The sequence below is a fragment of the Corallococcus exercitus genome (assembly GCF_042231735.1).
In the GTDB taxonomy this organism is placed as follows: domain Bacteria; phylum Myxococcota; class Myxococcia; order Myxococcales; family Myxococcaceae; genus Corallococcus; species Corallococcus exercitus_B.
In genome coordinates this window covers 5,465,166-5,478,355 of the sequence record NZ_CP102577.1, presented here as the reverse complement: position 1 = coordinate 5,478,355, position 13,190 = coordinate 5,465,166, and the positions used below count along the sequence as shown (strand labels likewise).

11 protein-coding genes and 1 tRNA gene are annotated in these 13,190 nt (G+C 69.2%); 7 read left to right on the top strand and 5 right to left on the bottom strand.

Annotated elements, in window-relative coordinates; all coding sequences use genetic code 11:
* Positions 1–93 precede the first annotated feature (93 nt).
* Positions 94–1,107, top strand: a complete 1,014-nt coding sequence (gene dusB / locus NR792_RS21415; protein WP_375754529.1) for a tRNA dihydrouridine synthase DusB — start codon at positions 94–96, stop codon at positions 1,105–1,107.
* Here dusB and NR792_RS21410 read toward each other — a convergent pair.
* Positions 1,086–2,414 carry a glycoside hydrolase family 1 protein gene (locus NR792_RS21410; RefSeq protein ID WP_375754528.1) on the bottom strand — a complete coding sequence of 443 codons (1,329 nt, stop codon included), beginning with the start codon at positions 2,412–2,414 and terminating at the stop codon, positions 1,086–1,088. The genes dusB and NR792_RS21410 overlap by 22 nt on opposite strands.
* 348 nt (positions 2,415–2,762) lie before the next feature.
* Between NR792_RS21410 and NR792_RS21405 the strand changes: the two genes are divergently transcribed.
* From NR792_RS21405 to pyk, 4 genes are all read left to right on the top strand, one after another.
* Complete coding sequence (locus NR792_RS21405) at positions 2,763–2,969, top strand: excinuclease ABC subunit A (protein WP_120528607.1); 207 nt, start codon at positions 2,763–2,765, stop codon at positions 2,967–2,969.
* 120 nt (positions 2,970–3,089) lie between these two features.
* Positions 3,090–4,547 (top strand): NFACT RNA binding domain-containing protein, encoded by a 1,458-nt coding sequence (locus tag NR792_RS21400; protein WP_375754527.1) that lies wholly within the window; start codon positions 3,090–3,092, stop codon positions 4,545–4,547.
* Between the two features lie 152 nt (positions 4,548–4,699).
* Entirely contained in the window at positions 4,700–5,515 is an 816-nt protein-coding gene (locus tag NR792_RS21395) for a hypothetical protein (RefSeq protein ID WP_375761660.1), read from the top strand.
* 99 nt (positions 5,516–5,614) lie between these two features.
* Complete coding sequence (gene pyk / locus NR792_RS21390) at positions 5,615–7,045, top strand: pyruvate kinase (protein WP_375754526.1); 1,431 nt, start codon at positions 5,615–5,617, stop codon at positions 7,043–7,045.
* 9 nt (positions 7,046–7,054) lie between these two features.
* Here pyk and NR792_RS21385 read toward each other — a convergent pair whose 3' ends face one another.
* Positions 7,055–8,563, bottom strand: a complete 1,509-nt coding sequence (locus NR792_RS21385) for an HD domain-containing phosphohydrolase (RefSeq protein WP_375754525.1) — start codon at positions 8,561–8,563, stop codon at positions 7,055–7,057.
* 173 nt (positions 8,564–8,736) lie between these two features.
* Between NR792_RS21385 and rpe the strand changes: the two genes are divergently transcribed.
* Positions 8,737–9,393, top strand: a complete 657-nt coding sequence (rpe, locus tag NR792_RS21380; protein WP_375754524.1) for a ribulose-phosphate 3-epimerase — start codon at positions 8,737–8,739, stop codon at positions 9,391–9,393.
* A 1-nt stretch (position 9,394) separates the two neighbouring features.
* Here rpe and NR792_RS21375 read toward each other — a convergent pair whose 3' ends face one another.
* Entirely contained in the window at positions 9,395–9,793 is a 399-nt protein-coding gene (locus tag NR792_RS21375) for a two-component system response regulator (RefSeq protein WP_120559001.1), read from the bottom strand.
* Positions 9,794–10,046: 253 nt separating this feature from the next.
* Here NR792_RS21375 and NR792_RS21370 point away from each other — a divergent pair.
* Positions 10,047–10,123: transfer RNA gene (locus NR792_RS21370), tRNA-Pro, on the top strand.
* A 652-nt stretch (positions 10,124–10,775) separates the two neighbouring features.
* Here NR792_RS21370 and NR792_RS21365 read toward each other — a convergent pair.
* The gene (locus NR792_RS21365; protein ID WP_375754523.1) at positions 10,776–11,318 is read right to left on the bottom strand and encodes a peroxiredoxin family protein; all 543 of its coding nucleotides are present in this window, start codon (positions 11,316–11,318) and stop codon (positions 10,776–10,778) included.
* Between the two features lie 118 nt (positions 11,319–11,436).
* Positions 11,437–13,152 carry a matrixin family metalloprotease gene (locus NR792_RS21360; protein ID WP_375754522.1) on the bottom strand — a complete coding sequence of 572 codons (1,716 nt, stop codon included), beginning with the start codon at positions 13,150–13,152 and terminating at the stop codon, positions 11,437–11,439.
* Positions 13,153–13,190 lie beyond the last annotated feature (38 nt).

Sequence of the window (13,190 nt, the reverse complement as noted above, 5' to 3'; positions counted from 1 at the left end):
GGGGGACCTTAACCGTTGGTCCCCACTCGCGCAGGGCCGTTCTCATGGCCCGCGCGCTTCTGTTCCCCGCCGGGTATAGGGTGTCTTTTTCGCATGCTGAAGCTGGGTCCCTACACGCTCCCCAACCCCTACATCCTCGCGCCCATGGCCGGCGTGAGCGAGCGCCCCTTCCGCGTCATCGCCTTCCGGCTGGGCGCCGCCCTCTGCCCCACGGAGCTGGTCAGCGCCCAGGGGCTGATGCGGCAGAACCAGCGCACCCTCAAGTACCTGCGCTACGACCCCCGGGTGGAGAAGCCCTACTCGCTCCAGATTTTCGGCGGCGAACCGGAGGCCATGGCCCAGGCCGCGCAGGTGGGCAAGGCCGCGGGCGCGCAGCTCATCGACATCAACATGGGCTGCCCGGTGAAGAAGGTGGTGCGCAACGGCGCCGGCAGTGGCCTGTTGTGCGACGTGCCCCGCGCCGCGGCCATCGTCCGCGCCATCCGGGACGCCACCGGCCTGCCCGTCACCTGCAAAATCCGCTCGGGCTGGGATGCGCGCACGCTCAACTACCTCCAGGTGGCGGAGGCCCTCCAGGAGGCGGGGTGCGCGGGGCTCGCCCTCCACCCCCGCACGCGCGAGCAGGGCTACTCCGGCCAGGCGAACTGGGCCCACATCGCGGACCTGAAGCGCCACTTCCCCCAGCTGCCCATCATCGGCAACGGGGACGTGAAGACGGTGGCGGACGCGCACCGCATGCTCGACAGCACCGGCTGCGACTTCGTGATGATTGGCCGGGGCGCCCTGGGCAACCCGTGGCTCTTCCGCGAGCTCGTGGGCGGCCCGCCCGCCACGCCGGAGGAGCGCTGCGAGCTGGTGCTGGAGCACGCCCGGGCCCACGCGGAGTTCGTCGGGGAGCCCTTGAGCGCGGTGCGCTCCTTCCGCCGGCACCTGGCCTGGTACGCCCACGGCCTCAAGGGCGCGGCGCACTTCCGCTCGGAGGTGAACGGGCTGGACTCGCCGGAGGCGGTGGAGGACAGCGTGCGCCGCTTCTTCGCGGGCGCGGACACCGACCCCACGGCCCCTCTGGAGGAACCCGAGGTGGACTACCGCGCGGCGCTGGGCTGAGCCGCGCTGCCCGTGCCCGGAGCTGACGGAGGCACCAGCACGCGCCCGGTGGCCACGGTGCGGAAGTAGTCGCAGGCCGGGGTGGGGCGGCGCTCCAGCGTGTCGAAGTCCACGTGGTAGAGGCCGAAGCGCGGGCCCCAACCCTCCAGCCACTCGAAGTTGTCCAGCAGGCTCCAATAGAGGTAGCCCTGCACGTCCACGCCGGCCTCGCGCGCGGCCAGCACCTGGCGCAGGTGCGTGTGGAGGTATTCCGGCCGCACCGCTCCCTGCCGGTCGTCGATGCCGTTCTCCGTCACCCACACCGGCTTGCCGTAGCGCTTCACCTCCTGGAGCAGCTGGAGGAAGCCCTCGGGCCGCTTCTCCCACCCGATGTCGGTGAGCCCGCGCCCTTCCGGGTCGCGGTATTTGAAGTCGATGAAGGGCGGGCGCGGCATGAAGCGCAGGTGCGCGCGCGTGTAGTAGTTGACGCCCACGAACTCCACCGAGTCGCGCGCCCCTTCAATCCGCACGTCCGTGGAGGCCACGCCCGGCATGAACACGCGCAGGTGGCCGGACGACAGCGCCTCGTGGAACGCGTGGTTGTAGGCGGGGGCCGCCAGCCGCACCAGCGAGCGGTCCAGGGGATGCCACCAGCGGTCCGGCGCGAACGCGAGCATGTTCTGGGAGATGCCCAGCTCCACCCGGCCCAGACGCTGACCCAGCTCCTCGCGCGCGATGACGTGCGCGCGGACCATGTTCCCGAGCGCGGCCATCGTCTTCGCCCCGTCCGTGATGCCCGGCGGCATCAGGCCCTGGAGGTAGCCGCCCAACAAGAGGACCATCGGTTCGTTGAAGGAGATGACGAGCGCGTCCAGCCCCTCCAACAGGGGCGCGCATTGGCGCACGTACTGGCGGAAGGCCTCCAGGCTCTCCGGAAGGTGCCAGGGCGTGGACGCGTGGAACCACGTGGGGTGGGTGAAGTGATGGAGCGTCACCACCGGCCGCAAGCCATGCGCACGCAGCTGGAGCAGCCGCTCGCGGTAGCCCTCCAACGCCCTGGCGTCGAAGCGGCCGCGCTCGGGCTCGATGCGCGCCCACTCCAGCGACAGCCGGAACGCCGTGGCCCCCACCGCCTTCGCCAGGGCGTAGTCCTCCGCGTAGCGGTTCCAGTGGTCCACCGCGCGGCCGCATCTCACGTGGGGCTCCTTCAACTTCCCCTGCCGCTCCCAGTGGGCCCAGTCGTTCTCGATGCCGCCCTCCACCTGGTACGCGGACGTGGCGACGCCGAAGGTGAAGGACGCGGGGAAGGTCAGCGCGGTGGAGCTCATGCGGGCGGGCACCGTAGGTCGCCGCCTTCAGGACGGGAAGCGACGCGATGCGCGCGCGCCAGATGCACGGCAGCGGACATCCAGACCTGTAGCGCGGACCCTCGAAATGCGTCCGGAGCCGGAAATTCGGCCCCGCACGCGACGCGCCAGACCCCCGGAATGACCGCCCAAGAACGGTTCGAAGCGCCCGGAGGCCAAAAATCGGCCTCGCCGCGCACTGCAATACATCACCATGCGTTGACACACTGGCATGTCGCCCGTACCATTCATTTCAAGCACTCACGTTCAGTCCAAAGTGGGTGCAGGGCTCGCGTCCTCGCGGGCCTCAACACTGAACGGAGGATTCCGATGGCCGCGAAGAAGAAGACCGCGAAGAAGGCCGCGTCGAAGAAGACCGCGTCGAAGAAGACCGCCGCCCGCAAGGCCCCTGCCGCCAAGCGCGGTGCGGCCAAGAAGGCCCCGGCCAAGAAGGCCGCCGCGAAGAAGTCCGCGCGCAAGACCACCCGCAAGAGCGCCAGCAAGGCCGCTGCGGCCCCGGCGACGCCGGAAGCCTGAAGTACAGCGTCATGACGGACGTCGGTTGACGTCCGGTGAACGGCTCGGCGAAACCCGCCGGGCCGTTTTTCTTTTGCGGGCCAGGGGTTGCCTCCTCGCGTCCCGCGTCCGGGAGGGCCCATGTCGCTGCGTCCGGTGGAGTTCGGTGAGGTCGTGGCGGAGGCCGCGGCCCGGCTGGTGGGCGCGGTGGCCCAGAAGGCGTGGTGCCCGCTGCCCCGTCTGGCCTACCTGGAGCTGCGCGTCCCCGGCAGATCGGTCGTCCTCTGCCTGTGCGCCGAAGGTGAGCTGTCGCGCCTGTCCGTCGCGCAAGACCGCTTCCCCACGCCGGGCGAGCCCGCCCCCTTCCAGCGCTGGCTGCGCCAGGAGCTCACCGGCTTCAAGCTCCAGGCCGCGCGCTACCTGGAGGAGAGCCGCGCCATCCTCCTGGAGTTCGAGCGCGAAGACGTGCGCCGCCGGCTGGTGTTGGAGGTGGGCGCGCCCGGGGGCCTGCTCCTCCTCAGCGACAACCACCGCGTCCTGATGCTCTCCGGGGAGGGCTTCGGCCCGCGGCGCAACCTCTATCCCGGGGCGCAGTGGTCGCCGCCGGAGCCCGTGTCCGCGGAGGCGCTGGCGAAGGGGCGCGCGCAGCCCTCGCGCCTGGAGCCGCGCGAAGAGGACACGCTCCCCAAGCTCCAGGCCGCCGAGCGGGTGCTCGGGCAGAAGGACCGCACCAGCCGCGCGGACGCCATCCGCCGCCGGCTCGCGCAGCCGTACCGGGCGCGGCTGAAGCGCTCCTCCCGCACGCTGGAGAAGGTGCGCGCGGAGGCCCAGCGCGGCCCGGAGGCGGAGAAGCACCGCGAGGTGGGCGAATTGCTCGCGCAGAACCTGCACCGGCTCAAGCGCGGCGCGGCGCAGGTGACGCTCACCGCCTATACGGAGGCGGGCGTGGAGGAGGTCCAGGTGAAGCTGGACCCGAAGCGCACCCCGAAGGAGGAGGCGGACTGGCACTTCCACCAGTACCGGCGCCTCCTGCGCGGCGTGGAGCAGGCCCGCCACCGCGAGGCGGAGCTCGCGCGGGAGGTCGCCCACGCGCAGACGGCGCTCACGCAGATTGAGGCCATGGATGACGCCGCGCTGATGGCGCAGGCCGAAGTGCTCCAGGTGGTCCAGGGCGAGGAGGGCCCGAAGGGGGGGCTCCCCTTCAAGGAGTACGTGGGCCACGGCGGCGCTCGCATCTGGGTGGGGCGCGGCTCGGAGGACAATGACCAGCTCACCTTCAAGGTGGCCCGTCCCTGGCACCTGTGGCTGCACGCGCGGGGCCTGCCGGGCAGCCACGTGGTGGTGCCGCTGGAGAAGAACGCGGAGGTGTCCCAGGAGGTGCTGCTGGACGCGGCGCACCTCGCGCTGCACCACTCGGGGGCGAAGGGCGAGCCGCGGGGGGAGGTGAGCTACCTGCCGGTGAAGTTCGTGCGCAAGCTGAAGGGCGCTGCCCCCGGGCAGGTGACGTATGCCCGGGAGAAGACCTTCGTGGTGCGCATGGAGCCGGAGCGGCTGGAGCGGCTGCTCAAGTCGCGCCATGGCGACCCGGGCCTGCCCTGAAGGACAGGGCCACTGGGACGGATTCAACCCGGGGTGTCACGCTCGGCGTGTGGGCCAGGTCGACAGGCGGACGGGCGTCCAGCCCCTGGCCTTGAGGTTCGGGAAGTGCCGGGTACGATGCCCCCCGCGTGACGCCCGAAGCCTTCCGCCAGATGTCCCTGTTCCCGCGTGGCTCGTCCGCGGAACGCGCCGCCTCTTCCGCGCAGCGCGTGCCGGAGGGACAGGCGCCCCTGCCTCCGCGCAACCGCGTCGCGGAGGAAGCCCCGCGCGTCCTCACCGCGTCGCGCGAGGAGCTGTGGACGCGCGCGGAGTCGCTCGCGTGGCGCCTGAGCGCGAACCTGGGCATGCCGGTGCGCCTGGCCGTGACGGACAACCGCTCCACCATGGTGTCCTTCCGCCGCGGCTCGCAGGTGCTCCAGCTGCGGCTGCACCACATGTTCCTGGACGCGCCCGAGGGCATCGTGCGCGCGGTGGCGGACTACGCGGGCCGGGGACACCGCGCCGCGGGCGCCCTGCTGGACGAATACATCCGGGGCCAGCAGCCGCTCATCCGCCAGCTGCGGCGGGAGTCCGACGCGGAGCTGAATCCGCTCGGCCGCTGCTTCGACCTGCGGGCGCTCTACAACGGCGTCAACGAGGCCTACTTCCAGAACGCCATCCAGGCCCGCATCGGCTGGGGCCGCATGCCCCCGCGCCGCCGCCGCAAGTCCATCCGCCTGGGTGTCTACGACCACCAGACGCGCGAAATCCGCATCCACCCCGCGCTGGACAAGCCGGACGTGCCCGCCTTCTTCGTGGAGTTCATCGTCTTCCACGAGATGCTCCACCAGCTGTTCCCCAGCAGCAATCGCACCGGGCGCCGCGTGCACCACCCGCGCGCCTTCCGCGAGCGCGAGCGCACGTACCCGCACTACGCCGCCGCGCTGCGTTGGGAGCGCGAGAACCTGGGCACGCTGTTGCGCGGTTGAGCGCACGCCGAGCAGCCTGGACATTTACTGGTTTACCTGCTCGGTCACCTTCGGTGACTCCTTGACCGAAACGCGCTGGGGCCGGATGTTCGGCCTCATATGCGACGAGCAAAGATTGTCTGCACCCTCGGCCCGGCCAGTCAGACCCCGGAGATGTTGGAAGCGCTGCTGGAGGCCGGCATGGACGTGGCCCGGCTCAACTTCTCCCACGGTAGCCACGAGCAGCATCAGGCGAACATCGACATGCTGCGCGCGGCCTCGCTGAAGGTGCGCAAGGCGGTGGGCATCCTGGGCGACCTGCAGGGTCCGAAGATCCGCACCGGCCGCTTCATCACCGGCAGCACGGAGCTGAAGCACGGCGGCACCTTCCACATCACCACCGACGAGACGGTGAAGGGCACGGATGAAATCGTGTCCACCACGTACCCGCACCTGGCGGCGGACGTGAACCCGGGCGACCGCATCCTCCTGGACGACGGCCTCCTGGAGCTGCGCGTCGTGGAGACGGACAAGAAGCAGCTCATCAAGACGGAAGTCGTCCACGGCGGCACGCTGAAGAACAACAAGGGCATCAACCTGCCCGGCGTGGCGGTGCGCGCGGACGCGCTCACGCCCAAGGACCGCGAGGACCTCATCTTCGGCCTCAAGGCGGGCGTGGACTACATCGCGCTGTCCTTCGTGCGCCAGCCGTCGGACCTGGACTCCGCGCGCCAGGCCATGGCGGAGGTGGGCCGCACGGTGCCCATCATCTCCAAGCTGGAGAAGCCGGAGGCCATCGCGCGCCTGGACGCCATCCTCGACAAGACGGACGGCGTGATGGTGGCCCGCGGCGACCTGGGCGTGGAGATTCCCCCGGAAGAGGTGCCGGCCGTCCAGAAGGACATCATCCGGCGCTCCAACCTGCGCGGCCTGCCCGTCATCGTGGCCACGCAGATGCTCAACTCGATGATCGACAACCCGCGTCCCACGCGCGCGGAGGCCAGCGACGTGGCCAACGCCGTCTACGACGGCGCGGACGCGCTGATGCTCTCGGGTGAGACGGCGAGCGGCAAGTTCCCCGTGGACTCCGTGCAGATGATGGAGCGCATCATCCTGGCCGCCGAGTCCTCCTCCCGCGCGCAGCACCAGCCGCGCGTGATCGAGGCCCCGCTGGGGCTGCCGCTGCACTTCCCGGACGTCATCGCGCGCGTGGCGTGCGAGGCGGCCAAGGCCAGCGGCGCGTCGCTCATCGCGGCCTTCACGCTGTCGGGCGTGACGGCGCGGCTGCTCGCGCACTACCGGCCCACGGTGCCCATCGTCGCGTTCAGCCCGAACCAGGAGGTGCGCCGCCGCCTGTCGCTGCTCTGGGGCGTGGTGCCGCGCGTGCTGGAGCCCATCCAGGAGACGGAGACCATGCTCCGCCGCGTGGAGGAGGAGCTGGTGTCGCGAGGCCTCGCGCGCAGGGGCGACCGCGTGGTGGTGGTGTTCGGCGCGCCCGTGGGTCAGCCGGGCAAGATCAACAGCCTCCGGCTGCACACCATCAGCGCCTGATGCAGTGCCCTACGCCGGGCCCTTCTTGAGGGCCCGGCGGGGAATCTCCGCCTCGACGAAGATGGTGAAGAGGTCCTTGTCCAGCTGTCCGGACCCCGCCTCCTTCTTGAGGATGTCCAACGCGAGCGCGTGCGGCACGGCCTTCTTGTAGGGCCGGTCGCTCGCGGTGAGCGCGTCGTAGATGTCGCAAATGGACATCATCCGGGACTGCACGGGAATCTCCGGGACGGCGCGAGGGTAGCCCGTGCCATCCAGCTTCTCGTGGTGCGCGTACGCAATCTCAGGCACGCGGCGCAGCGCGCGAGTCCACGGAATCTGCGACAGGAAGCGGTACGTGTGCTCGACGTGGCTCTCGATTTCGCGGCGCTCCTCCGGAGACAGCGTGCCGCGGGTGATGGAGAGGGATTGGATTTCATGGGGCAGGAGCAGCGGCTGCCCATGGTCGTGCGCGTCGGTGTAGCTGAGCTTGCCCAACTCCAGCAGCCGCTCGAAGTTGCCCTGCGCGAGCACCGTCGGCTTGTTGCAGGTGAGCAGGAACCCCATCACCTCGTCCAGCTGCGCCAGCTCCTGGGCGAGCCGCGCGTCCTCCTCCTGGTGGATGGAGGGCAGGGCGGCCAGGCCGCGAGCCTCCACGGCGGACAGCCGCCGCCGGGAGCTCTGCAGCTGCAGGTCCTTGCGAGCCAACTGGAAGCGCGCGCGCAGCGTCTCCAGCTCATGCGGGTAGAGCTTCTCCGCCTTGACGAGCACGTTCTCGCGCACGCCCACCTTGCCGAAGTCGTGCAACAGCGACGCGTACCGCAGCTCCTGCAGCTCCACGGCGGTGAAGCGCGTCTGGGCATACGGGCCGGTGGTGTGGTGCTCCAGCGCCCGGGCCAGTGACACGGTGAGGTCCGCCACGCGGCCGGAGTGGCCCGCGGTGGTGGGGTCGCGCGCCTCGATGGCGACGACGGACGCGGAGACGAAGCCCTCGAAGAGGCGGTTGATTTCCTCGTGGAGGAGGGCGTTTTCAATCGCGCCGGCGGCCTGGGCGCCCAGGGCGAGCAGCAGCTCCTCGTCCTCCGCGTCGAACACGCGCCCGCCGCGCTTGTTGAGGGCCTGGATGACGCCCGTCACGTCTCCATTCGCGTCGCGCATGGGGACGCAGAGGATGGTGTGGGTGCGGTAGCCGCTGGAGACGTCGAAGCTGCTGTTGAAGCGGGGGTCGGCGTAGGCGTCGGGGATGTTGATGACGGCGCCGGTGTGGGCGACCTGGCCGGCGATGCCGCTGCCCATGGGGAGGCGGATTTCGTTCTTGGAGCCCTGGGCCACCTTGCTCCAAAGCTCCTCGCGCTCGCGGTCCAGGATGAAGAGCGAGCAGCGGTCCGACTCCACGACCTTGGTGGCCTCATAGAGGATGAGGGGCAGCAGCAGGTCGAGGTCCCGCTCGGCGCTCATCGCCTTGGCGACGTCCAGGATGGACGTCAGCTTCGCGAGCCGGCGGGACAGGTTGGGGGAGGCGGGCACGGACTGGGGAAGCACCGGGGCGGGCTCCGTGGGATGCGGCGGATGGCCGCGGGCGCACCCGGTTGTAGCACGCACGGTGTCTCGGCCGCCCAGCCCCCCCACCTGGTGGGTTCACCTCTGTCCGCCAGGTCTCTCTCCGGTCGGGCAGAGGTACCGTGGCCAACGAGAAGCGGTTATGAAGCGCGGCCATGACCCGCCCCGTCCGCATCTCCCCGTCGCTGCTCTCCTGTGATTTCAGCCGCCTGGGCGAGGAGGTCCGCGCCATCGAGGCCGCGGGAGCCGACTGGATTCACGTGGATGTCATGGATGGCAGGTTCGTCCCCAACCTCACGTTGGGGCCGCCCATCGTGGAGGCCATCAAGCGGGTGGCGACGAAGCCGCTGGACGTGCACCTGATGATCGTGGAGCCGGAGAAGTACGTGGACGCGTTCGTGAAGGCGGGCGCGGACGTGCTGACGGTGCACCAGGAGGCGAGCCCCCACCTGCACCGCACGCTGCAAGCCATCCGTCACGCGGGGGCGAAGCCGGCGGTGGTGTTGAACCCGGGCACGCCGCTGGTGGCGATTGAGGAGGTGCTGGGGGAGGTGGACATGGTGCTCTTGATGAGCGTGAACCCGGGGTTCGGGGGGCAGTCGTTCATCGAGTCCACGGTGGACAAGGTCCGCCGGCTGCGCGCGATGTTGGACGCGCGCGGGCTGGACGTGGACATCGAGGTGGACGGCGGCATCAACGCGCAGACGGCGAAGCGCGTGGTGGACGCGGGGGCGACGGTGCTGGTGGCGGGCAGCTACGTGTTTGGCGCGAAGGACCGCGCGGCGGCCATCCGTTCGCTGCGGCCGGAGTGAGTCAGGCGGCTTCGGGCGAAGCGGGGGGCCGCACGGCGGCGGCGGCCATGCGGGCGATGCGGGCCATGAAGGTGGGGTCGCACGGCTTCACTTCGTAGTCGTCGGCGCCCAGCTCGAAGCACACGTGGCGGGTGAACTGGTCCTCCACGCCGCTGAGCATGATGACCTTGGAGTCGCGGGTGACGGGGTCCTTCTTCAGCTGCGCGAGCAGGTCCCGGCCGTCCTGGTGCTGGTTGATGTCCAGGATGATGACCGCGGGCCGGTGCTTGCGGGCCAGCTCCAGCACATGTTCGGAGGTGGTGTCGGACACGCAGACGAGGCCGGAGCGCTTGGCCTCCCGGGCGAGTGCGGACACGACGAGGGGCTCATCATCCGAGATGAGGACAGTGGGAGCAGTCATGGTCCTCTGTGGGGGGACAGGGGCGGATCAACGTGCAACACCTTGGAAGTACAGGAAGGCCCGGATGTTGTGAAGAGGGTGAACATTGTCCCGTCCTGAAGGGTAGGTAGGACAACAGTCGAGGGAGCGGGAGGGGTGGGGGAGGGGAGGGAAGGGAGGGGCGAAAGAGTCCGTTGACTCAAGGAAGCGGCTCGGATAGATCCGCCCACGCTTCGCCGGGCCCGAGGGCAGTTCCTGGCGCAGCACCGGATATCGGGGAGTGGCTCAGCCTGGTAGAGCACTTGGTTCGGGACCAAGGGGTCGCAGGTTCAAATCCTGTCTCCCCGACCATCAGTGAAGCGGGCTGGAGATCTCAAGGTCTCCAGCCCGTTTTCATTTGGGGCTTTCGGGTTCGTTGCCCCTCTAGCGTCGTGGTCATTGGCCCGCCAAAGGCCGCGCTCGACTCGAGGTGCCGCTGCTTACGGAGGGCGTCCACCAACTGGGCGGGGGTGTTCACCTGCCTGCCCGCCCGCCCTTGGGTGGCGTGACGTATCTCTCCCACTCCGAGCGACAGACGTGGATGACGCCACATGTGAAGTCGTGCCTTACCCGCTCTCGAAGATGCTGAGCCAGCACGAAGACAACGGCCGCCATCATCTTTCGGGTGAGTGTCGAGGCCAGCTGCTTCCTCACGGCGCTCAGCATGGCGTTCACCCCCTTCCCGCCGGACTGATGACGCCTTGCCCATACCGTGACAGATACGGGGACGAAGCCTTCTCCTCGAGCCTTATCCCATCATGGTGAGGAGATTTTCCTCATCGAGATGCGCCATTGAAGAGATGTGGGAAATCTTCCCATGTCTCAGGAGCAGATTGCAGAAGACGTCCAGCGCGAACGTCCTACGCAGCAGTCCCGCCCAATCCAATCGCGGCGTGCGCTCCACCGTCGCAGCTTGGGCCGGGCTCTCCTCCTCCAGCCCCGGCTCCGCCCCCCCTTGAGGGAACTACAGCCAGAGTCGCCACAGGAACCCGAGCCGCGTGGTGTAGCCCACGGCGGCGTGGGTGACGCGCCCCTCGGGCGAGAGGAAGATCGTCGTGGGAAAGCTGTCCACGCGGTACGCCTCCTGGAGCGCGTCGTCACCTAGCAGCACCGGGTAGTCAGCGCCGCGCTCGCGCACGAAGCGCTGGACGTCCGCCACGGTGTCGTAGGCAACGGCCACGGTCAGCACGTGGGCACGCTCGCCCACGGTGTCGCGCAGGGTGGAGAGGGTGGAGGACTCCGCCTTGCAGACCGTGCACCACGGCGCCCAGAAGGTGAGGGCCACGGACTTGCCGCGGAGGTCCTCGAGCCGCACCGTCTCGCCCGAGAGGGTCCGCAGGGTGAAGTCCGGTGCCGGCGTCCCCGCGCCGGGGAGCTTGCGCGTCTGCCACGCCGTCACGCCCGCGAAGAGGAGCGCGAAGAGCAGCAGGTCCACGCCCCAGCGCACCCACCAGCGCTCCCGCGCCCGCTCCCAGCGCTCCTTCAGCTTCCGTGCACCCGTCGTCACCACGTCGCGTCCTCCGCCCCCAGCCTATCCGGAATCCGGAGGAGGCTCGCCGCGCGTCGTCAATGGAGCACCCCTCGAGTTCAGATTCAGGATGGCGAGGGGGCCGGGGGCCGAGCCCTTAGGGAATGTAGAGGCCGTCGACGCTGACGTTCACGAATCTGCCACGGTCGCCGGCTTGGCCTTCGACGTCTCCAAAGGGCGTCCAGGTGCCGTTGCCCCGCCGGATGGCGTGCCACAGTCGTCCATCTGTCGTAGTGCCGGAGACATGGAGTTCCCCGCCCGCTTCGCCCACGGACACCTGGACGAACGTACCCGCGTTGCCGGTTTGGGCCTCGACGTCCCCGAAAGGCGTCCAGGTGCCGTCCGCCCGCCGCATGCTGTGCCAGAGTTGGCCATTGCTGTTCACGGCGCAGACGTGTAGCTCCGAGCCACTGCCTGCGCAGGCCACCCGGCGGAGGGCACCCCTGTCGCCGGCTTGTCCCTCGACGTCCCCAAAGGGCGTCCAGGTGCCGTTTGTTCGCCGCACGCTGTGCCACAGTTGCCCATCGCTGTTAACGGCACAGACGTGGACCTCTCCTCCGACATTCGCACAGTCGACATCGGTGAGACTGCCGCGGTCGCCGCTCTGCCCCTCGATGTCGCCGAAGGGATACCAGGAGCCATTCGCTCGTCGAAGGGTATGCCACAGCCGGCCATCGGCCGTGGTGCCACACACATGGAGCTCGCTGGCGACCGAAGTCGCGCTCACGGTGCGGAAGGAGCCGCGGTCTCCGGTCTGCGCCTCGACATCCCCGAAGGGGTACCAGGTGCCATCTGCTCGCCGAATGGTGTGCCACAGGTGGCCGTCGGAGCTGACCGCGCACACGTGTACCTCATTGCCGATGCTCTGCAGATCCATGTCGGTGATGAAACCGCGGTCTCCGGTCTGCGCTTCCACATCACCGAAGCTGTTCCATGCGCCGTCAAGATAACGGATGGTGTGCCACAGGCGTCCCTCCGTCGTGACTCCTGCTAAGTGCAACAGGTTGCCTTGCTCGACCCGCCTGCGGCCGTAGATGGACTGGATCCCGGCGATGTCGTCGGCGTGCAGGAAGCGGTGGGGACCCGTGTACACCGCCTCCATCAGGGCCCCCGCGATGCTGCTGTGGTCCAGCCCCAGGGAGTGCCCGAATTCATGGGCAGCCACCGACATCAGGTCAAACCCTGTCGCGGGGATGTTCACGCTCCAGGTCTCCGCCTCGTCGAAATGCGCATCCCCTGCAATGTCCCCTCCGTTGGGCGGCGGGTAGAAGGCATGCGCGAGCACATGCCCAACACCGTCGAAAGGAGAGCCATCTCCATGGTCACCTGCGACGAATCGGATGCGGATATCCGCGGTCGTGCCGGTGACCTCGACGAACGTCAGGGGGGTCACCTGACTCCAGAGGTTGAGAGCGGCGGAGATGGCGGCCCGAATCTCTGCCTGGGAGAGGTCCGGCGAGAAGTTCTCGAATCGGTAGGTCAGCCGGGTGGTCGTCCACCGGTTTCCCTGGGCCGTGAAAGCCGCCATGCCGGTAGGAGAGTCCCTGAACCCACAGCGAGGCAGACTCATGTGCGCGCTGGTCGCAACGTCGAGCATTCCTGTGACAGGGAGGTGGTGGAACACTTGGTACCGCGTGAGCGCCGTCACCGTCGCATCGTCGAAAACCCCCTCCTGGGCAGCCGGTAATGCATGCTTGCGCGACTTCGTCGCCATGGCTCGTGTCGCGCCTGTGCCAGAGTGCTCCAGATAGCCGAACCGCTGCAGGAACTGCTGAAGCTCCACGACGGGTGCTCCGGTTGCGCCTCGGCGCATGCCAACCTGAGCCGGGAACGTGAATGAGCGTATGGACA